Here is a 20,787-nt window from a genome sequence, read left to right on the forward strand (position 1 = left end):
AACTCAGTATCATGTGATACGCGATCCCCGGGAGCATATTTTGAACAGGTTACCTTCCAGCGCCTCGGCTCTTGCCTGTACCGCGCACGCACTGAATCTCATTGAAAAGCGAACGCTTGATCATGAGGAGATGAAACAACTTAACCGTGAGGTCATTGATTACTTTAAAGAGCATGTGAATCCTGGTTTTCTGGAGTATCGCAAATCTGTTACCGCCGGCGGGGATTACGGAGCCGTAGAGTGGCAAGCGGGCAGTCTGAATACGCTTGTCGACACCCAGGGACAGGAGTTTATCGATTGCCTGGGTGGTTTTGGTATTTTCAACGTGGGGCACCGTAATCCAGTTGTGGTTTCCGCCGTACAGAATCAACTTGCGAAACAACCTCTCCATAGCCAGGAACTGCTCGATCCGCTTCGCGCCATGCTCGCGAAAACGCTGGCAGCCTTAACGCCCGGCAAACTGAAATACAGCTTCTTCAGCAACAGCGGCACCGAATCGGTCGAAGCGGCGATTAAACTCGCCAAAGCGTACCAGTCGCCACGCGGGAAATTTACCTTTATCGCCACCAGCGGCGCGTTCCACGGGAAATCCCTGGGCGCGCTGTCGGCGACCGCTAAATCCACTTTCCGTAAACCGTTTATGCCGCTGCTGCCGGGCTTCCGCCACGTACCGTTCGGCGACATCAACGCCATGCGCACCATGCTCGGCGAATGCCGTAAAACCGGCGACGACGTGGCGGCGGTGATCCTGGAGCCGATTCAGGGTGAAGGCGGCGTGATCCTCCCGCCGCAGGGCTATCTGCCCGCCGTGCGTCAGCTGTGCGATGAGTTTGGCGCGCTGCTGATCCTCGACGAAGTGCAGACCGGGATGGGGCGCACCGGCAAGATGTTCGCCTGTGAGCATGAGAACGTTCAGCCGGATATTCTGTGCCTGGCAAAAGCGCTCGGCGGCGGCGTGATGCCGATTGGCGCAACGGTCGCCACTGAAGAGGTGTTCTCGGTGCTGTTCGACAATCCATTCCTGCATACCACCACCTTTGGCGGTAACCCGCTGGCCTGCGCGGCCGCGCTGGCGACCATCAACGTGCTGCTGGAGCAAAACCTGCCTGCGCAGGCGGAGCAGAAAGGCGACATGCTGCTGGACGGCTTCCGCCAGCTGGGCCGGGAATACCCGGATCTGGTACAGGATGCGCGCGGGAAAGGGATGCTGATGGCGATTGAGTTCGTTGATAACGAAACCGGTTATAGCTTCGCAAGCGAGATGTTCCGCCAGCGGGTACTGGTGGCGGGAACGCTTAACAACTCGAAAACCATCCGCATTGAACCACCGTTGACGCTCACCATTGAGCAGTGTGAGCAGGTGCTGAAGGCGGCGCGTAAGGCGCTGGCGGCGCTGCGGGTGAGTGTGGAAGAGGCGTAAAAAAAGCCGGGTGGCGCTACGCTTTCCCGGCCTACAACATACTGCATATGCAAGCCCGGTAAGCGTAGCGCCACCGGGCTGCTTTTTATCGGTGAAACTCTGCCACCGTCATGGTGAAGCGAAGCACGGTATCGCTTTCATTGGCATAGCCGTGCGCCGCTTCCGTTTTCGCCACCGCCGACGCCCCGGCAGCTACCTGCGTTACCGTCTCGTCCACCGTCAGGGTTAACATGCCTTCGTTCACGTGCAGCAGCTCAAACGTTCCCGCCGGATGTCCCGGAGAGGTGAACGTTTCTCCCGGATGCATCTCCCACTGCCACAGCTCAATCATATCCGGGCCTGCGGTGCCTGCCAGCAATCTGGCGTAACCGCCCTGTGCGCCCTGCCACAGAACCGGGATCGCCTCTTCCTGAATAATGTGTATCTGCGGCTCGCTGGAGACGTTAACGATATCTGCCACCGAGACGCCAAGCGCGGCGGCCAGTTTACACAGAATGGCAATGCTGGGGTTGGCAGCCCCTTTTTCGATCTCTACCAGCATGCCTTTGCTGACGCTGGCGCGGCGAGAAAGCTCGTCCAGCGACAGTTTTTTCTCTTTCCGCCAGCTGCGGATACGGTTCGCGACGGCCAGGCTTACCTGGGCAACATCGGCACCCGCATCGGTCATTATATTGACTTTATCAGTCATTGGTCACTACCATGGTATAAAACAGTCAATACAGGATTATTTATGTCTCTTGTAACACCGTCAATAGATTCGCGACTTGTCGGGATCGCGCCCGGCTTTCGGGCGCTGAGCATTCTGGTTGAAGCTGCCCCGATTACCCAACCGGAGGTTGCGCCCGCTGCGCTGGCGCAGGCCTGCCAGCAGATGCTCAATGATGATGTGCCCTGGGCAGAAAATCATCTCGCCGCCTGGGATGAGGTGTTTAAAGCCTTTGGTGCAAAACCCAAACGTACGCCCTGCTCGGCCTCGGCCCTGCGCAAGCGCGTGATGAGAGACGGTTCGCTGCCGCCGCTCGACCCGGTGGTGGATATCTATAATGCCATCAGTATCCGCTACGCTATTCCGGTAGGGGGAGAAAATCTGGCGGCTTACTCGGGAGCGCCGCGCCTGACGCTGGCCGACGGCAGTGAGCCGTTTGATACCGTCAAAGAGGGTGAGCCGGTAGTCGAAAATCCGGAGCCAGGCGAAGTTATCTGGCGTGACGATCTTGGCATCACCTGCCGCCGCTGGAACTGGCGACAGGGGATACGCACGCGTCTGGACAGCCAGGCGCAGTCCATGTGGTTTATTCTCGAAAGCCTGCCGTCGATGCCGCTGGCGGCATTACAGGAAGCTGGCGATGAGCTGGTGAGCAATCTGCAAAAGCTGATGCCGGGCGCGACGGCGCGTATTCAGTTGCTGGAGCTGGCGTGAACAACGCCGGGTGGCGCTGCGCTTACCCGGCCTACAAAATCAACACCCCCCGTACCCGTAGGCCCGGTAAGCGCAGCGCCACCAGGCAAAACCGCTACTCCGGCAACAATCCGACAAAGCTGCGTTTTTTGCGCGGCTCTGACATCAGCTCCTCCAGCTTATCCACGCACGCGAGATAGTGCGGGGTTTGCTTATGTGCCAGCACCGCCTCTTCGTCTTTATAGGCTTCGTAGATAAAGAACCGGGTTTTCACCCGCGGGTCCTGCAATACGTCGAAGCGCAGGTTGCCCGGCTCCTTGATCGCCCCCTCGTGGTTGGCGCGAAATACCTCCAGAAACTCGTCCACCCGCTCGGGCTTAATGTTGATCTCCACCAGCGTCACGTTCATTTTGCTTCTCCCTGTTTCTCTTCCTGCCAGAACTGGAACGCCTCCCGGGCGCTCATGTTCTCGTGAACCACTTTCTTCACCGCCTTCAGCATGGCGAGCGGCGCGCTGGACTGGAAGATGTTGCGCCCCATGTCCACGCCGGACGCGCCCTGGTCTATCGCGCGCCAGCACATCTCCAGCGCCTCGTGCTCCGGCAGCTTTTTGCCCCCCGCGATAACGATCGGCACCGGGCAGCTGGCGGTCACTTTTTCAAAGCCCTCGTCCACATAGTAGGTTTTGACGAACTGCGCCCCCATTTCGGCGGCGATGCGGCTTGCCAGCGAAAAATACCGAGCGTCACGCGCCATTTCTTTCCCCACGCCCGTCACCGCCAGCGTCGGCATGCCGTAGCGCGCCCCTGCATCGACCAGCTTGATGATATTGTTGATCGACTGATGCTCAAACTCGCTTCCGATGTACACCTGCGCCGCCACCGCGCAGACGTTCAGGCGCAGCGCGTCTTCCATAGCCACCGCCACGCACTCGTTAGACAGCTCGCCCAGAATCGAGTTACCGCCGGAGGCGCGCAGCACCACCGGTTTGTTCGTCGCGGCAGGTACCTGGCTCCTGAGGATGCCGCGGGTGCACATCAGCACGTCGGTTTCGCCAAACAGCGGCGCGATGGAGAGATCGATACGCTCAAGGCCGGTGGTCGGTCCCTGAAAGTAACCGTGGTCAAAGGCCAGCATCACCGTGCGGTTGCTCTGCGGGTTGAAAATGCGCGAAAGCCTTGACTGCATGCCCCAGTCGAGCGAGCCGCAGCCCTTCAGGGTGTACGGCACATTCTGCTGCGGCGTACCGATGCCAAAATCCTTGCCGTCTTTGATGTCGTCTAAATCAGCCATTTGCTCCCCCGTCAGAAATCGTATTTGCTGATGTTCTCTTTGGTGAACACCACGCGCTCCGGCAGCAGCACGATGCCGTTGCCCTTCGCCTCATACTGGTAGCCCTGCACGCTGTTCGGCTCGACCTTCAGCGTTCCGATATTTTTCACGTCAACGCTGTCGCCGACGTTAAGATCGCCTTTTTTCAGCAAACGATCGGCGACATTGACCGCAATTTTGCCCTGTTGCACCACATCCCACAGGCCGAAGGCTTTCACCGTGCCGCGCTCAACGTACGGGCGCATCACATTCGGCGTGCTGAAGCCGACAATCGCCACTCCTTCCCGCTTCAGGTTTTCTGCCGCCTGTGCCGCCGCCGGCAGGGCGTTGGCGTCCGGGGCGATGATCGCATCCAGATCCGGATAAGCCTTTAAGATCCCTTCGGCGGTTTGCAACGATTTGGTGGCGTCGTTATAGCCAAACTGGGTGGTGACGACCTGCCACTGAGGATGATCTTTCTCGATTTTGGCCTTCGCCTCTTTCACCCACTGGTTCTGGTCGGTGACGGTCGGGCTGGAGTAGAAGAACGCCACTTTCGCGTTCGGTTTGGTGACCTGCTTGCCCGCCATCTCCACCAGCAGGCCGCCCAGCTGTTCCGGCGTCCCCTGATTGATGTAGATGCTGCGGCACTCCGGTTTGGTGTCGGAGTCCCAGGTCAGGACCTTGACGCCGCGCTGCATCGCGCGCTTCAGCGCCGGGCAGAGACCGTCCGGTGACACGGCAGAGACGATGATGGCGTTATAGCCCTGGTTGACGAAGTTATTGATGAGCTGCACCTGACCGGAGACGCTCGGCTCGGTCGGGCCGTCGTAGGTCACGTCCACGCCAAGATCTTTCCCCGCCTCTTTCGCGCCGTTGCCGCCGCTGGTGAAGAATCCCACGCCTACCAGTTTCGGGATAAAGGCAATGCGGTCCGCCGCCTGCGCCGAAGCGAAGCTGAGGGCCATTGCCAGGACGAGCAGTTTTGTTTTCATCTTACGCTCCGGATAGTTTTCTGAAGAGAGATCGCACCCATTCGCGGTGCAGACTCAGCGAACGCCCCATCACCACCACAACCAGCAGCGCCCCCGACAGCGCGCTCGACACCTGGTTGGGGATGCCGACCATCTGTAAACCCTGTTGCAGATACCCCACCAGCAGCGCCGCCAGCGCCGTACCGACAACAGAACCTGACCCGCCGTAGATATTGGCTCCGCCGAGCACGGCGGCGGTGAGCGCGGGCATCAGCAAATCGCGCCCCAGATCCGAACGCGCAGAGCCGAAATAGGAGACCATCACCAGCGCGGCAATCGCCGAGGCCACGCCCACCAGGCCGTACAGCGCGTAGGGCATGCCGTTCACCGGCAGCGCCGCATAGCGCGCCGCGCGCGGGTTCTGCCCAATCAAAAACAGGTGCCGACCAAAGCGCCCACGGTGGGTAATCAGCCAGAAGAAGGCGGTAATCACCGCGAACAGCACCAGCGGGATCGGCAGCCCCAGCACCGTGAGGTTAGCGAAGGCGGTAAAGCTGTCCGGGAAGCCGCCGATGCCCTCGTAGCCCGTCGCCCCCGCCATGCCGGAGAGCAGCAGCGCGCCGCCGCCGTAGAGGTAGAGCGTGCCGAGGGTAATGACCAACGGGCTGATGCCGGTGTAGTGGATCAGCGCCGCATTCACCAGCCCGCACACCAGGCCGAGCAGCAGCGTCAGAGGGATGGCAACCGCCATCGGCCACCCTGCCTGCATCATCACCCCCAGCGCAATCGCGCACAGGCCGATGGTTGAGCCGAGGGAGATGTCGATCCCGCCGCTGATGATTACAAGCGTAAGCGGCAGCGCCACGATGCCAATGCAGATAAAGTCGCTGGTGCTGAACAGCAGCATGTTGATATCAAGCATGCGCGGGTTGATGGCGCCGAAGAGCAGGATCTCCAGCACCAGTAAAATCAGCAGCGCGCTTTCCCAGTTAAGCCTCATTTACGCCACCTCTTTTTTGCGTTTGGGAAACGGGGTAACGTGCTTTCCCCCTTTGTTACCGGGCTGGAAACGGCTGTATTTCAGCGCCCGCTGATGCCGCGCCAGTGCCTGACGCAGACGCCCGTCGAGCACCAGCACGCCCAGCAGCACCAGCCCGGCGATAAAGTCGTTCCACCACGCCGGGAGCCTGAACAGCACCAGCACGGTATCGATTTGGGTGAGGAAGAACGCGCCGAGGAACGCACCGACCAGCGTGCCGGTGCCGCCCAGCAGCGAGATGCCCCCCAGCACGCAGGCAGCGATGGCTTTCATCTCCAGCCCGCTGCCGGTCTGGTTGGGCACAAAGCCTATCTGCGCGGCAAACACAATCCCGGCGCAGGCCGCCAGCAGGCCGTTCAGGGTAAAGGCGATCATGCGGGTGCGGTTCACCGCCACGCCCAGCTGGCGCGCGGCGGTGAGGTTATCCCCCACGGCGTAAAAATTACGTCCAAAGGCGGTGCGCGACAGCGTCCACGCGCCGGTGGCCGCGATAATCAACACCAGCATGCCGAGCGGCGAAATACCGACGGCGGCAGGCTCAGAGAGGGATTTCAGCCCCGGCGGCAGCCCTTCAATCCACTTCCCGCCGGTCCACAGCAGCATCGCCCCGCGATAAAGCCCCAGCGTGCCGAGGGTGGCGACAATCGCCGGAATGCGCAGGCCCACCACCAGAAAACCGTTGAACGCCCCGGCCAGCGCGCCGATCGACAGCGCGAAGAGAATGGAAACGGGCAGGCTGTAGCCGCTGTTAAGCGCCACGCCGACGGCAATGGCGGACAACCCGACCGTGGAGCCGACGGAGACGTCAATATTGCGGGTCAGCATCACCAGCGCCGCGCCGATAGCCAGCAGGATCAGGATCTGCGCGCTGGCGAAGATCATCCCCAGCGTCTGTAAGCTCAGGTACGACGGGTTCAGCGCCACCAGCACGGCGAACAGCGCCAGAATGGCGAGAAACGCGCTCAGCTCGCGGTTTTTCAGTAAGATCTTCATGATTGCCCTCCAAACGCCAGCGCCATCATCCGGTCGAGGCTGACGGCGTGGCGCGGCAGCTCGCCGCTGAGCACGCCCTGATGCATTACCAGCACCCGATCCGCGAGGCCGGGAAACTCATCGAGATCGCTTGAGATCATCAGCACCGCCACGTTCTGCGCCGCCACGCTTTTCAGCAGCTGATAAATATCGGCGCGCGCCGAGACGTCCACGCCGCGCGTCGGTTCATCGACGATCAGCAATAACGGGTTGGCTTCCAGACAGCGTGCCAGCAGCACCTTCTGCTGGTTGCCGCCGGAGAGCGTGCGCACGGTTTGATCCGCATGGTTGAGCTTGATCCCCAGCGCCCGGTGATAGCGTTCCACTACCGCAGACTCCCGCTTTCGCTGCTGCCAGAGCGACGGCTCGTTCAGCGCCACGGTGTTCCAGCGGATCGGCGCGTCGAGAAACAGGCCGGACACCTGCCTGTCTTCCGGCAGATAGACCAGCCCTTTTTCCAGACGTGAACCCACCGGTTCGGTGGTGATCTCCTGGTTCTCCAGCCAGACGCGCCCCCCGCGAACCGGACGCAGGCCGTAGAGCGTTTCGGCAAACTCGGTGCGCCCGGAGCCTACCAGCCCGGCCAGGCCGACGATCTCCCCGGCGTAGATCTCAAGGCTGAGATCGATAAACCCTTCCCCGGTAAGATCCTCCACCCGCAGCACGGGAAAATCCTGCGCCTGGGTGCGGCGGTTGCCCGGCAGCGCCAGCCACAGCTTTTGCGTATCGCTCAGGGAGGTCTCCCGGCTTACCGGCGTCATGGCGGCGATCAGGGCGTTATCGTCAAACTGCGCGGTTTCGCCGCTGAGCACCACGGCGCCGTCGCGCATCACCGAGACGTGACTCGCCAGCTGCCGAATCTCCGGCAGCTTATGCGAGATAAAAACAATCCCGACGCCAAGATCCTGCAAGGCGCGGATCTGGCGAAACAGCCGTTCGGTTTCACCTGGCGTCAGCGAGGCCGTGGGTTCATCGAGGATCAGAATTCTGGCGTTGCGCATCAGCCCGCGCAGGATCTCCACCATCTGCTGGTCAGCCACCTCGAGGGTGCTGGCGGTGGCGTCGAGGTTAAGCTGGCATTGCAATTGCCGGAGTTTTTCCGCCAGACGTTTTTCCCGATCGCGCTCTCGCGGCAGACGAAACAGGATGTTTTCCCGCACCGTCAGGTTGGGAAACAGCAGCGGCTCCTGCGGCACCAGATAAATGCCTAACCTGTGCGCCTGAGCCGGGGTAAGCCGTGTAAAAGACTCACCCGCCACCGAAAGTTCACCGCTATCCGGGGTTTCTACCCCGGCGATGATCTTCATCAGCGTCGATTTTCCCGCGCCGTTACCGCCCATCAGCGCATGCACCTGCCCCGCAAGCAGCGTGAAATCAATGCCTTTTAAGACCGGTACGCCTGAAAACTGCTTGCTGATATCACGCGCGTCGAGAAGTGGTGTCATCATCGCTCCGCTATTGAACAAATGATTTTTAGATTTAATAATGTTCAAAAGCGTAGACGGTGAACTATATTTACAACCGTGCAGGGATCACAATTTTATCGATTGAGATTTAGATAAACCGGAATCGATCGAAATGATCTGTTTTGTCGCGTGGCTCACATTTTCACGTCGCGCCATCACGAACATATGATCTAAATTTTTATAAGAGTTCAATTATGAGCGATAAACGCACTGCGGAAGAAGGACGGTTTGCCGGGCTGGCACTGGCGGAAGAGGAGCTGGTGGCGCGCGTGGCCTGGTGCTACTACCACGACGGGCTGACCCAGAACGACATCGGCGAACGGCTCGGGCTGCCGCGATTAAAAATCTCCCGCCTGCTGGAGAAAGGCCGTCAGTCCGGGGTGATCCGCGTGCAGATCAACTCCCGCTACGAGGGCTGCCTGGCGCTGGAAACCGAGCTACAGCAGCGCTTTGGTCTGAAGCTGGTGCGCGTGATGCCTGCCCTGAATACCCCGCCGATGAACGTGCGGCTGGGCATTGGCGCGGCGCAGTCGCTGATGGGCGTGCTGGAGCCCGGCCAGCTGTTAGCGGTGGGGTTCGGTGAAACCACCATGAGCAGTCTGCAACACTTAAGCGGCTTTATCAGCTCGCAGCAGATCCGCCTGGTGACGCTTTCCGGCGGCGTCGGGCCGTATATGACCGGTATCGGCCAGCTGGATGCGGCCTGTAGCGTCAGCATGATCCCCGCCCCGCTTCGCGTGTCATCCGCTGAAGTCGCCGGGATCTTAAAGCGCGAAACCAGCGTGCGGGACGTGATCCTCGCCGCCACCGCGGCTGACGTGGCGGTGGTCGGGATTGGCTCGGTAAACCAGCGCCGCGACGCAACGATCCTGCGCTCCGGCTATATCAGCGAAGGTGAACAGCTGATGTACGCCCGCAAAGGCGCGGTCGGCGACATTCTCGGCTATTTCCTCAATGCCGAAGGGGAATGCGTCGAGGAGCTGGAGATCCACAAAGAATTACTGGGCGTCACGCTCGATGAACTGGCGCAGCTGCCCACCATTGTCGGCGTGGCCGGAGGGGAAGAGAAAGCCGATGCGATTTATGCCGCACTGAAAGGTCGCCGTATTAATGGCCTGGTGACGGAAGAGACGACAGCCCGCGCGGTGCTGGCTCTGGCCGGATAAGAGCAGCCCTGCGCTAACAGCGAGGCAAGCTCATGAGTTACCTTTTAGCGTTAGATGCAGGGACAGGCAGCGTTCGCGCCGTGATTTTCGATTTACAGGGCAACCAGATTGCCGTTGGCCAGGCCGAGTGGAAGCACCAGAGCGTGGAGAACGTGCCGGGGTCGATGGAGTTCGATCTCGACACCAACTGGCGGCTGGCCTGCCGGTGTATTCAGCAGGCGCTGGAGCGCGCACGGCTTAGCGCGGCGGATATTCAGTCCGTCGCCTGCTGCTCGATGCGCGAAGGGATTGTGCTGTACGACCGCAACGGCGAGGCTATCTGGGCCTGCGCCAACGTCGACGCCCGCGCCAGCCGCGAGGTGGCTGAACTCAAAGAGATCCACGACTACCGGTTTGAATCCGAAGTGTATGAGGTCTCCGGCCAGACGCTGGCGCTGAGCGCCATGCCGCGCCTGCTGTGGCTGGCGCACCACCGTCCGGATATTTACCGCAAGGCTGCGACTATCACCATGATCAGCGACTGGCTGGCGGCGAAGCTCTCCGGCGAGCTGGCGGTCGACCCGTCCAATGCGGGCACCACCGGTATGCTGGATCTCTTCTCCCGCGACTGGCGTCCGGCGCTGCTCGACATGGCCGGGCTGCGCGCCGATATCCTTTCCCCGGTGAAAGAGACCGGCACCGTGCTGGGCGCGATAACCAGACAGGCCGCGCAGCAGTGCGGCCTGCGTGAAGGCACGCCGGTGGTGATGGGCGGCGGCGACGTGCAGCTGGGCTGTCTGGGGCTGGGCGTGGTCCGCGCCGGACAAACGGCGGTGCTGGGCGGCACCTTCTGGCAGCAGGTGGTTAACCTGCCGCAGGTGCGCACCGATCCTGAGATGAACATCCGCGTAAACCCGCACGTCATCCCCGGCATGGCACAGGCGGAGTCGATCAGCTTCTTTACCGGGCTAACCATGCGCTGGTTCCGCGACGCCTTTTGCGCCGAGGAAAAGCTGATTGCCGAGCGGATGGGGATGGACACCTATTCCCTGCTGGAAGAGATGGCGAGCCGCGTCCCGGCGGGCTCCCACGGCGTAATGCCAATCTTCTCCGACGCGATGCATTTTAAGCAGTGGTATCACGCCGCGCCGTCGTTTATTAACCTCTCCATCGACCCGGAAAAGTGCAACAAAGCGACGCTGTTCCGCGCCCTGGAAGAGAACGCGGCGATCGTCTCGGCCTGCAACCTGGCGCAGATTTCGCGCTTCTCCGGCGTGACGTTTGAGAGTCTGGTGTTTGCGGGCGGCGGGGCCAAAGGCGCCCTGTGGAGTCAGATTTTAAGCGACGTTACCGGCCTGCCGGTGCGCGTGCCGGAAGTTAAAGAGGCAACGGCGCTCGGCTGTGCCCTTGCCGCAGGAGCTGGCGCGGGGCTGTTTGCGGATATGGCTTCGACGGGCGAGCGGCTGGTAAAGTGGAGCCGCGAGTTCACGCCAAACCCGCAGCACCGGGAACTGTACGACGGCATGATGCAGAAATGGCAGGCGGTGTACGCCGACCAGCTCGGGCTGGTGGACAGCGGGCTGACCACGTCGATGTGGCAGGCGCCGGGGCTGGTGCGGGCATCCCCCTCACCCCGGCCCTCTCCCTAAGGGAGAGGGAGATTAAGTCCCCTCTCCCTTAGGGAGAGGGCATCAGGCCACACCAATATTTGAATCCCATCACATTCACCGCATTCCCCTTTTCCCTTTTACTCCCCGCTGGCTAAATTAGTAACTCATCCGACCACATATCAATAATTTTACACTGGAAGAGACTATGAGCCGCTACCCGTCGTTATTCGCCCCTCTCGATCTGGGGTTCACCACCCTCAAAAACCGCGTGCTGATGGGCTCAATGCACACTGGGCTGGAGGAGCGTCCGGACGGGGCTGAACGTCTGGCAGCCTTCTATGCCGAACGCGCGCGCCACGGGGTGGCGCTGATTGTCACCGGCGGCGTAGCCCCTGCCCCTTCCGGGGTGACGATGGAGGGCGGCGCGGTGTTGAACGATGCGTCACAGCTGCCGCATCACCGCATTGTGACCGACGCGGTCCACCGCGAGGGCGGCAAAATCGCCCTGCAAATTCTGCATACCGGGCGCTACAGCTATCAACCGAACCTGGTTGCCCCCTCGGCTATTCAGGCGCCGATTAACCGCTTTACTCCTCACGCCCTTAGCCACGACGAGATCCTGGCGCTGATCGACGATTTTGCCCGCTGCGCGGCGCTGGCGCGGGAAGCGGGCTACGACGGCGTTGAGGTGATGGGCTCTGAAGGCTATCTGATTAACGAATTTCTCGCCGCACGCACCAACCAGCGCGACGACGAATGGGGTGGCGACTATGCCCGCCGGATGCGTTTTGCCGTGGAGGTGGTGCGCGCGGTGCGTGAACGTGCGGGTGCGGATTTTATTATCATCTTCCGCCTGTCGATGCTCGACCTGGTGGAAGGCGGCGGCACCTTCGACGAAACCGTGCAGCTGGCGCAGGCAATTGAAGCCGCCGGTGCCACCATTATCAACACCGGGATTGGCTGGCACGAAGCGCGCATCCCCACCATCGCCACGCCGGTGCCGCGTGCGGCGTTCAGCTGGGTAACGCGCAAGCTGAAAGGCAAAGTCTCCGTTCCGCTGGTGACCACTAACCGCATTAACGACCCGCAGGTGGCGGACGATGTGATCTCCCGCGGCGACGCCGATATGGTCTCGATGGCGCGTCCGTTCCTCGCGGATGCCGAACTGCTCTCCAAAGCGCAAAGCGGCCGTGCGGATGAGATCAATACCTGCATCGGCTGTAACCAGGCCTGTCTGGATCAAATCTTCGCTGGCAAAGTCACCTCCTGCCTCGTTAACCCCCGCGCCTGCCATGAAACCAAAATGCCGGTGGTTACGACGGTCAATAAAAAACGCCTGGCCGTGGTGGGCGCAGGCCCGGCGGGCCTGGCGTTTGCGGTCAATGCCGCCTCGCGCGGGCACAGCGTGACGCTGTTTGATGCGCTGGCGGAGATCGGCGGGCAATTTACTATCGCCAGACAGATCCCCGGCAAAGAGGAGTTCTACGAAACGCTGCGCTATTACCGCCGGATGATCGAGGTGACGGGTGTCGATCTGCGGCTTAACAAGTTTGTCAGCGCGGCGGATCTGATCGGTTTCGACGAGGTGATCCTCGCGAGTGGGATCGCCCCGCGCACCCCTGCGATCGAGGGTATCGATCATCCGAAGGTATTGAGCTATCTGGACGTGCTACGCGACAAAGCACCGGTTGGCGAGAAGGTGGCGATTATCGGCTGCGGCGGGATCGGTTTTGATACCGCGATGTATTTAAGCCAGCCGGGCGAGGCCACCAGCCAGAACATCGCTGAGTTCTGCGTGGAATGGGGCATTGATACCAGCCTGAGCCAGTCCGGCGGATTACGGCCGGAAGGGCCGCAGCTGCCGAAAAGCCCGCGCCAGATCGTGATGCTCCAGCGTAAGGCCAGCAAGCCGGGTGAAGGGCTGGGCAAAACTACTGGCTGGATCCACCGCGCCACCCTCCTCTCGCGCGGGGTGAAGATGATCCCGGCGGTGAGCTACCAGAAGATCGACGACGACGGGCTGCATGTGCTGATCGGTGGTGAACCGCAGCTGCTGCGCGTGGATCATGTGATTTTGTGCGCCGGACAGGAGCCAAAGCGCGATCTGGCCGATCCGCTGCGCGAAGCGGGTAAAACGGTGCATTTGATCGGCGGGTGCGACGTGGCGATGGAGCTGGATGCGCGGCGGGCGATTGCGCAGGGCACCCAGCTTGCACTGGTTATTTAGCGACGACGCCCCAGCTTCACCGATTTCAGCACCACGAATTTGTTATTGGTGGCAATGGTGACGCAGTTGCCGAAAATCTTCTTCAGCTTGTGGAAGTAGTCCAGGTGGCGGTTCGCCACTATATACAGCTCGCCGTTGATTTTCAGGCAGCGGCGCGCGTGGTGGAACATCTCCCACGCGACGTTATCCGTCAGGGCGTGCTTCTGGTGGAACGGCGGGTTACAGAATACCGCGTTGAAGCGGAAAGGCTCTACGCCCGACAGCGCGTTATTGATCATAAACTCGCAGCGATCCAGCGCTTCAGGCAGGTTAGTTTCCACGTTCAGACGGCTGGAGGCCACCGCCATTGGCGATTCGTCGCTGAACACCACGCTGGCCTCCGGGTTCTTCGCCAGCAGCGTCAGGCCAATCACGCCATTGCCGCAGCCCAGGTCGACAATCTCACCCTCAAGATTTTCCGGCAGATGTTCCATAAAGAAACGCGCCCCGATATCCAGACCGGTACGGGAAAAGACGTTCGCGTGGTTGTGGATGGTCCAGTCGGTACCTTCCAGTTTCCAGCTCAGCGTTTCTGGCGCGTCGGCCAGCGCCGGTGCGCTGAAGGTGCAGTTGATCAGGCGTGCTTTTTTCCAGGCAAGCGTCGTGGTTGTCGGGCCGAGGACCTTCTCGAACAGCTCCAGCGTCGAGGTGTGAATATCGCGCGCTTTGGCACCCGCGATAATGCGGGTTTCTGGCGTGACGACTTTACGCAGCGCGCGCAGTTGCTGCTCCAGCAGCGCCATGGTTTTTGGCACCTTAATCAGCACCACGCCCGGCGCCTGCGGGTAGTCCGCGGTGCTGTCGAGGAACTTCACGCTGGACTCTTCGATGTCGTTATGGCGCAGGTTTTCACGCGTCGCCAGTTCGCTTAAGTAAGAATCGCCGATACTGTAAGGCGCATGTTCCGCCAGCGCGCAGGCCAGCGCGCCAAACGCGTCATTCAGGATCAGAACCGGGCCGCTGATTTCAGTCTCATCCAACTGTTGCAGCAGATATTCATCCGCCGCTTCCCACGCCTGAAGCGGGTTCACGTCGTCCGTTTCCGGGAAACGTTTAAGGTTGAGTGAACGGAAACCGTTGTCTAAGTGGCTCATCGGCCCTCCTGAATGGTAAAATTTGGCGTATCCCTGAAAAGGGTGCGTGAGTATACCCGTTTTCACACTATTTTGGGGTTTTGATGAACCAGCTGACTTATCTCCAGGGCTATCCGGAGCATTTACTTTCCCAGGTTCGTGACCTGATTGCCGCGGGAAAGCTCGGTGCGGTGCTGGAAAAACGCTACCCGGGCACGCATGATTTCGCGACTGACAAAGCCCTCTGGCAGTATACGCAGGATCTGAAAAACCAGTATCTTAAGAGCGCCCCGCCGATCAACAAGGTGATGTACGACAATAAGATCCATGTGCTGAAAAACGCGCTCGGCCTGCATACCGCCATCTCCCGCGTGCAGGGCGGCAAGCTGAAGGCTAAAGCGGAGATCCGCGTCGCGACCGTTTTCCGTAACGCGCCGGAAGCCTTTCTGCGGATGATCGTGGTGCACGAGCTGGCGCACCTGAAAGAGAAAGAGCACGACAAAGCCTTCTATTCCCTGTGCTGCCACATGGAGCCACAGTACCACCAGCTGGAGTTTGATACCCGGCTGTGGCTGACGCATTTATCGTTAAAGAGTAATGCGCAGTAGCGCACGCGAAATGTCATGATGACGTGCTACAGTGGTTTTAAGTTCCCTGCTACGGAGTACGTAAACGTTTATGATACGTTTCGCAGTCATCGGTACGAACTGGATCACGCGCCAGTTCGTCGACGCCGCCCACGAAACCGGCAAATATAAGCTCACCGCAGTCTATTCCCGCAGCCTTGAGCAGGCGCAGAGTTTTGCGAATGACTACCTGGTTGAACATCTGTTCACCTCGCTCGATGAGATGGCGCAAAGCGACGCCATTGACGCGGTCTATATTGCCAGCCCGAATTCTCTGCATTTCCCGCAAACGAAGCTGTTCCTCAGCCACAAAAAACACGTGATTTGCGAGAAGCCGCTGGCCTCGAATATTGAGGAAGTGGAAGCCGCCATTGCGCTTGCCCGCGAAAACCAGGTGGTGCTGTTTGAAGCGTTCAAAACCGCCAGCCTGCCGAACTTCCTGCTCTTGCAGCAGTCCCTGCCGAAAATTGGCAAAGTGCGTAAAGCCTTTATCAACTACTGCCAGTATTCCTCGCGCTACCAGCGCTACCTGGACGGCGAAAACCCGAACACCTTTAACCCGGCCTTCTCGAATGGCTCGATTATGGATATCGGTTTTTACTGCCTGGCCTCTGCGGTCGCCCTGTGGGGTGAACCGCACGGCGTAACGGCCACCGCCAGCCTGCTGGAGAGCGGCGTGGATGCACATGGCGTTGTGGTGCTGGACTACGGTGATTTCAGCGTGACGTTGCAGCACTCGAAGGTCAGTGACTCCGTACTGCCAAGCGAAATTCAGGGCGAAGACGGCTCGCTGGTGATCGAAAAAATCTCCGAATGCCAGAAGCTAAGCATCGTTCCCCGCGGCGGCAAAGCGCAGGAGCTGACGCAGCCTCAGCATATTAACACTATGCTCTATGAGGCAGAGGTCTTCGCCCGTCTGGTAGAAGACAACGAAGTGAACCACCCGGGGCTGGCAATCAGCCGCACCACGGCGAAGCTGCAAACGGAGATCCGCCGACAGACTGGCGTGATTTTCCCCGCAGACGGCGTGAATGTGGAAGCCGTCGCGTAAAGCTGTGTAATGAAATCGTGCAGACCATTGACGAAACCGATGGTCTGACATAATTTGTTACCTGCAAAGGGGAGTAACTTCTTCGCCGGTGGATCGTCATTACGATGCGTGCAAAACCGCATCCGGTCGCCGGGCAACCTTCGAGGTTGTAAGTGAGACCTTGCCGGAAGGCGAGGTCTATGCATAAAAAGCTAACGGCTATCGTCTTCTGACCATAGCCGTTTTTGTTTTTTATGTGTAAGGAAAATAGTATGCATTCTGTCGGCACTCCAATGCTGTGGGGCGGATTCGCGGTTGTCGTGCTCATCATGCTGGCGATCGACCTCTTTTTGCAGGGTCGTCGCGGCGAACACGGCATGAGCGTCAAGCAAGCCGCCGTCTGGTCGCTGGTATGGGTTACCCTCTCACTTCTTTTCTGCGCCGCCTTCTGGTGGTATCTGGCCTCAACCGAAGGCCGCGCGGTGGCCGATCCTCAGGCACTCGCCTTCCTCACCGGCTATCTGATTGAAAAAGCACTGGCGGTTGATAACGTCTTCGTCTGGCTGATGCTGTTCAGTTACTTCGCCGTGCCTGCGGCTCTGCAACGCCGCGTGCTGGTGTACGGCGTTCTGGGCGCTATTGTCCTGCGTACCATCATGATCTTCGCCGGTAGCTGGCTGATTACCCAGTTCGAATGGCTGTTGTATGTATTTGGTGCGTTCCTGCTGTTCACCGGGGTCAAAATGGCGCTGGCGAAAGAAGACGATACCGGTATCGGTGATAAGCCGTTGGTGAAGTGGTTCCGGGGTCATCTGCGCATGACGGACAAGATCGAGAGCGAGCATTTCTTCGTGCGTAAGAACGGCCTGCTGTTCGCCACCCCGCTGCTGCTGGTGCTGATTCTGGTCGAGCTGAGCGACGTGATTTTTGCGGTGGACAGTATCCCGGCTATCTTCGCAGTTACCACCGACCCGTTCATCGTTCTGACCTCGAATCTGTTCGCCATCCTCGGCCTGCGTGCGATGTACTTCCTGCTGGCAGGCGCGGCAGAGCGCTTCTCAATGCTGAAGTACGGCCTGTCGGTGATTCTGGTGTTTATCGGTATCAAGATGCTGATCGTCGATTTCTACCATATCCCGATCGCCATTTCGCTCGGCGTGGTGTTTGGCATTCTGCTGGTGACGCTGATTATCAATACCTGGGTTAACCGCCAGCACGATAAGAAGCAGCAGGTTTAGTGCAACGTTCGGTGCGGGCTGATGCCCTCACCCCAACCCTCTCCCACAGGGAGAGGGGGAAATGCAATGCAGGCCGGGTAAGCGTAGCGCTACCCGGCGCTTTCGTTAACCAATAGTTAAAAAACATGACGCAACACGTAAAATCCAGCATTTTACGCTTCCCTCCTTTCACGTATTCCCTATACTCGACCAGGCAAACATTTACTTACATCCGGAAATAAATGTGACTTAGAGCACATCCAGGATGGAACGCAATTTCACTCAGGAATAACGTATGAGCACACAATCACGCGGTCTGTTCGCGCGCCTGGCGCAGGGCAGTCTTGTAAAACAAATTCTGGTCGGGTTGGTACTGGGTATTCTGCTGGCCATGGTGTCGAAACCTGCCGCGGAGGCCACGGGACTGCTCGGGACGCTGTTTGTGGGCGCCCTGAAGGCCGTCGCCCCGGTACTGGTGCTGATGCTGGTGATGGCGTCGATTGCCAACCACCAGCACGGACAAAAAACCAACATTCGCCCTATTCTGTTCCTGTATCTGCTGGGAACCTTCTCTGCTGCCTTAACGGCCGTTGTGTTTAGCTTCCTGTTCCCGTCTACGCTGCACCTGACCAGCGCGGCCGGTGATATCACCCCGCCGTCCGGGATTGTGGAAGTCCTTCGCGGCCTGCTGATGAGCATGGTCTCTAACCCCATCACCGCACTGATGAGCGGAAACTACATTGGCATCCTGGTCTGGGCGATTGGTCTGGGCTTCGCGCTGCGTCATGGCAACGAGACCACGAAAAACCTGGTCAACGATTTGTCCAATGCCGTGACTTTCATGGTGAAGCTGGTGATTCGCTTTGCACCAGTCGGTATCTTTGGTCTGGTTTCTTCGACGCTGGCCACTACCGGTTTCGACGCACTGTGGGGCTACGCGCAGCTGCTGGTCGTCCTGGTCGGCTGTATGCTGCTGGTGGCGCTGGTGATCAACCCGCTGCTGGTGTTCTGGCAGATCCGCCGCAACCCGTATCCGCTGGTGCTGACTTGCCTGCGCGAGAGCGGCGTGTATGCCTTCTTTACCCGCAGCTCGGCGGCAAACATTCCGGTCAACATGGCGCTGGCGGAGAAGCTGAACCTGGATCGCGATACCTATTCCGTGTCGATCCCGCTGGGTGCGACCGTGAACATGGCGGGTGCGGCGATCACCATCACCGTGCTGACCCTGGCGGCAGTGCATACGCTGGGTATTCCGGTGGATCTGCCAACCGCGCTGCTGCTGAGCGTCGTTGCATCACTGTGTGCCTGTGGCGCATCCGGCGTGGCGGGCGGATCGCTGCTGCTGATCCCGCTGGCCTGTAACATGTTCGGTATCCCGAACGAGATTGCCATGCAGGTTGTCGCGGTCGGCTTCATTATCGGCGTATTGCAGGATTCCTGCGAGACTGCGCTGAACTCCTCTACCGACGTGCTGTTTACCGCCGCAGCCTGTCAGGCGGAAGATGCGCGTTTAGCGAAGAACGCCCTGCGCAGTTAAAAAGAAAAGCCCGGTGGCGGCTACGCCTTACCGGGCCTACAAGGTAAATGCAAAACGGCAACATGTGTTGCCGTTTTTAGTGTTTGCACCCTCTCCCTGTGGGGAGGGTTGGGGTGAGGGCACCAGCCCGCACCCAGCTTACAGCGTCACACCACTCTTAAAAATCGCCAGCTCGCGGAAGTCGTTCTTCTCGTTACAGGTCTGCCTGCCGCTGGCGAACTCTGCGATAGCGTCCACGAACTCGCTCAGCAGCTGCGGCATCGCTTTGCCGTGGATCAGCTGCCCTGCGTCGAAATCGATCCAGTGCTTTTTCTTTGCCGCCAGCTCGCTGTTGGTGGCAATTTTAACCGTCGGCACAAACCCGCCGTACGGCGTACCGCGGCCGGTACTGAACAGCACCATATGGCAGCCGGCTCCCGCCAGCGCGCTGGTGGCGACCGCATCGTTACCGGGCGCGCTCAGCAGGTTCAGACCGTGCGTTTTCAGGCGCTCGCCGTAGCGCAGAACGTCAACCACCTGGCTCGCGCCCGCTTTCTGGGTGCAGCCGAGGGATTTCTCCTCCAGCGTGGTGATTCCGCCCGCCTTGTTCCCCGGCGACGGGTTCTCGTAAATCGGCTGATTGTGGGCAATGAAGTACTGTTTGAAGTCGTTCACCATGGTGACGGTCTTCTCAAACGTCTCTTCGTCGCGACAGTGGCTCATCAGAATGCGCTCTGCGCCGAACATCTCCGGCACTTCGGTCAGCACCGTGGTGCCGCCGTTGGCAATCACGTAATCCGAGAAGCGGCCCAGCATCGGGTTAGCGGTAATGCCGGAAAGCCCGTCAGACCCGCCGCACTCCAGGCCAAACTTCAGTTCGCTCAGCTTGCCCGGCTCGCGCTTGTCGTGACGCATCACCTCGTACAGCTGGTGCAGTTGTTCAACGCCCGCTTCCACTTCGTCGTCCTGGTGCTGACACACCATAAAGTGCACGCGCTCAGGATCGAACTCGCCCAGCGTATCGCGGAAGGCGTCAACCTGATTGTTTTCACAGCCGAGGCCAATCACCAGCACCGCCCCCGCGTTCGGGTGGCGCACCATATTTTGCAGCATGGTGCGGGTATTGATGTGGTCGTCGCCCAGCTGGGAACAACCATAGGTGTGGCTGAACAGATGCACGCCGTCGGTGCCTTCAGCATTGTTAGTCTCTTTCAGGAAACGCGTCTGAATTTGACGCGCGATCCCGTTCACGCAGCCGACGGTCGGGAGGATCCACAGTTCATTGCGGATCCCCACCTCGCCGCTGGCGCGGCGGTAGATCTGCACCTCACGATCGGCCGCCTGTCCTTCTTCTGCCTGGAAGTCAGGTTGATAGCTGTACTCGTCCAGATCGCTGAGATTGGTGCGGGTATTGTGGGAATGAATGTATTCACCCGGCGCAATATCCGCCAGCGCATGACCGATGGGCAAACCGTACTTCACCACGTTCTCCCCTTTCGCGATGGGGATCAGGGCAAACTTATGTCCACGTCCAATGGCCTGGCGTAACGTCACCGACTGGTTGTCGAAGGTCACTTCCGTCCCTTCGGCTAAATCGGCCAGCGCGACGGCAACGTTATCCAGCGAATGGATTTTGATGTATTGCATATCAACCTCAAACGGC

18 protein-coding genes are annotated in these 20,787 nt (G+C 59.7%); 9 read left to right on the forward strand and 9 right to left on the reverse strand.

What is annotated here, in order from left to right; all coding sequences use genetic code 11:
• Nucleotides 1-40 precede the first annotated feature (40 nt).
• On the forward strand, nucleotides 41-1,420 hold the full coding sequence (gene ygjG, locus SK47_RS18690; RefSeq protein ID WP_022651884.1) for a putrescine aminotransferase: 1,380 nt from the start codon (nucleotides 41-43) through the stop codon (nucleotides 1,418-1,420).
• An 85-nt stretch (nucleotides 1,421-1,505) separates the two neighbouring features.
• Here the strand turns inward: ygjG and SK47_RS18695 are convergent, their stop codons facing one another.
• Entirely contained in the window at nucleotides 1,506-2,108 is a 603-nt protein-coding gene (locus tag SK47_RS18695) for a helix-turn-helix domain-containing protein (RefSeq protein WP_023314879.1), read from the reverse strand.
• Nucleotides 2,109-2,150: 42 nt separating this feature from the next.
• Here SK47_RS18695 and SK47_RS18700 point away from each other — a divergent pair, with 42 nt between their 5' ends.
• Nucleotides 2,151-2,840 carry a B3/B4 domain-containing protein gene (locus tag SK47_RS18700; protein WP_003862604.1) on the forward strand — a complete coding sequence of 230 codons (690 nt, stop codon included), beginning with the start codon at nucleotides 2,151-2,153 and terminating at the stop codon, nucleotides 2,838-2,840.
• 94 nt (nucleotides 2,841-2,934) lie between these two features.
• Here the strand turns inward: SK47_RS18700 and lsrG are convergent, their stop codons facing one another.
• From lsrG to lsrA, 6 genes are read right to left on the reverse strand one after another with little or no spacing between them, the layout of a single operon-like run.
• A complete protein-coding gene (gene lsrG / locus SK47_RS18705) occupies nucleotides 2,935-3,228 on the reverse strand; it encodes a (4S)-4-hydroxy-5-phosphonooxypentane-2,3-dione isomerase (RefSeq protein WP_003862606.1) in 294 nt (97 codons plus the stop codon).
• On the reverse strand, nucleotides 3,225-4,112 hold the full coding sequence (lsrF, locus tag SK47_RS18710; RefSeq protein ID WP_032660401.1) for a 3-hydroxy-5-phosphonooxypentane-2,4-dione thiolase: 888 nt from the start codon (nucleotides 4,110-4,112) through the stop codon (nucleotides 3,225-3,227). The genes lsrG and lsrF overlap by 4 nt, the downstream gene beginning before the upstream one ends.
• Nucleotides 4,113-4,123: 11 nt before the next feature.
• A complete protein-coding gene (lsrB, locus tag SK47_RS18715) occupies nucleotides 4,124-5,125 on the reverse strand; it encodes an autoinducer 2 ABC transporter substrate-binding protein LsrB (protein ID WP_003862610.1) in 1,002 nt (333 codons plus the stop codon).
• Nucleotide 5,126: 1 nt separating this feature from the next.
• The gene (lsrD, locus tag SK47_RS18720) at nucleotides 5,127-6,104 is read right to left on the reverse strand and encodes an autoinducer 2 ABC transporter permease LsrD (RefSeq protein ID WP_032660404.1); all 978 of its coding nucleotides are present in this window, start codon (nucleotides 6,102-6,104) and stop codon (nucleotides 5,127-5,129) included.
• On the reverse strand, nucleotides 6,105-7,136 hold the full coding sequence (gene lsrC, locus SK47_RS18725; RefSeq protein ID WP_045341108.1) for an autoinducer 2 ABC transporter permease LsrC: 1,032 nt from the start codon (nucleotides 7,134-7,136) through the stop codon (nucleotides 6,105-6,107).
• Complete coding sequence (gene lsrA / locus SK47_RS18730) at nucleotides 7,133-8,620, reverse strand: autoinducer 2 ABC transporter ATP-binding protein LsrA (RefSeq protein WP_022651885.1); 1,488 nt, start codon at nucleotides 8,618-8,620, stop codon at nucleotides 7,133-7,135. The genes lsrC and lsrA overlap by 4 nt, the downstream gene beginning before the upstream one ends.
• 215 nt (nucleotides 8,621-8,835) lie before the next feature.
• Here lsrA and lsrR point away from each other — a divergent pair, with 215 nt between their 5' ends.
• From lsrR to SK47_RS18745, 3 genes are all read left to right on the forward strand, one after another.
• Nucleotides 8,836-9,807, forward strand: coding sequence for a transcriptional regulator LsrR (gene lsrR, locus SK47_RS18735; protein ID WP_023295481.1), 972 nt, complete (start codon nucleotides 8,836-8,838; stop codon nucleotides 9,805-9,807).
• Between the two features lie 32 nt (nucleotides 9,808-9,839).
• Nucleotides 9,840-11,435, forward strand: a complete 1,596-nt coding sequence (lsrK, locus tag SK47_RS18740) for an autoinducer-2 kinase (protein WP_032660411.1) — start codon at nucleotides 9,840-9,842, stop codon at nucleotides 11,433-11,435.
• A gap of 166 nt (nucleotides 11,436-11,601) precedes the next feature.
• On the forward strand, nucleotides 11,602-13,623 hold the full coding sequence (locus SK47_RS18745; RefSeq protein WP_023314887.1) for an NADPH-dependent 2,4-dienoyl-CoA reductase: 2,022 nt from the start codon (nucleotides 11,602-11,604) through the stop codon (nucleotides 13,621-13,623).
• Here SK47_RS18745 and rlmG read toward each other — a convergent pair.
• Nucleotides 13,620-14,756, reverse strand: a complete 1,137-nt coding sequence (gene rlmG, locus SK47_RS18750) for a 23S rRNA (guanine(1835)-N(2))-methyltransferase RlmG (protein WP_003862620.1) — start codon at nucleotides 14,754-14,756, stop codon at nucleotides 13,620-13,622. The two genes, SK47_RS18745 and rlmG, sit on opposite strands and share 4 nt — an antisense overlap.
• An 83-nt stretch (nucleotides 14,757-14,839) precedes the next feature.
• Here rlmG and SK47_RS18755 point away from each other — a divergent pair, with 83 nt between their 5' ends.
• The 4 genes from SK47_RS18755 (at nucleotide 14,840) to sstT (ending at nucleotide 19,145) form a co-directional block, all read left to right on the forward strand.
• A complete protein-coding gene (locus SK47_RS18755; protein WP_003862622.1) occupies nucleotides 14,840-15,343 on the forward strand; it encodes a YgjP-like metallopeptidase domain-containing protein in 504 nt (167 codons plus the stop codon).
• 70 nt (nucleotides 15,344-15,413) lie between these two features.
• Nucleotides 15,414-16,412 carry a Gfo/Idh/MocA family protein gene (locus tag SK47_RS18760; RefSeq protein ID WP_003862623.1) on the forward strand — a complete coding sequence of 333 codons (999 nt, stop codon included), beginning with the start codon at nucleotides 15,414-15,416 and terminating at the stop codon, nucleotides 16,410-16,412.
• A gap of 251 nt (nucleotides 16,413-16,663) precedes the next feature.
• On the forward strand, nucleotides 16,664-17,629 hold the full coding sequence (locus SK47_RS18765; protein ID WP_003862625.1) for a TerC family protein: 966 nt from the start codon (nucleotides 16,664-16,666) through the stop codon (nucleotides 17,627-17,629).
• 274 nt (nucleotides 17,630-17,903) lie between these two features.
• A complete protein-coding gene (sstT, locus tag SK47_RS18770) occupies nucleotides 17,904-19,145 on the forward strand; it encodes a serine/threonine transporter SstT (protein WP_003862628.1) in 1,242 nt (413 codons plus the stop codon).
• Between the two features lie 138 nt (nucleotides 19,146-19,283).
• Here the strand turns inward: sstT and SK47_RS18775 are convergent, their stop codons facing one another.
• Nucleotides 19,284-20,771 (reverse strand): UxaA family hydrolase, encoded by a 1,488-nt coding sequence (locus tag SK47_RS18775; RefSeq protein ID WP_003862630.1) that lies wholly within the window; start codon nucleotides 20,769-20,771, stop codon nucleotides 19,284-19,286.
• Nucleotides 20,772-20,787: the final 16 nt, after the last annotated feature.

This window comes from Enterobacter sp. BWH52 (assembly GCF_001037565.1).
Taxonomy (GTDB): Bacteria; Pseudomonadota; Gammaproteobacteria; order Enterobacterales; family Enterobacteriaceae; genus Enterobacter; species Enterobacter hormaechei_C.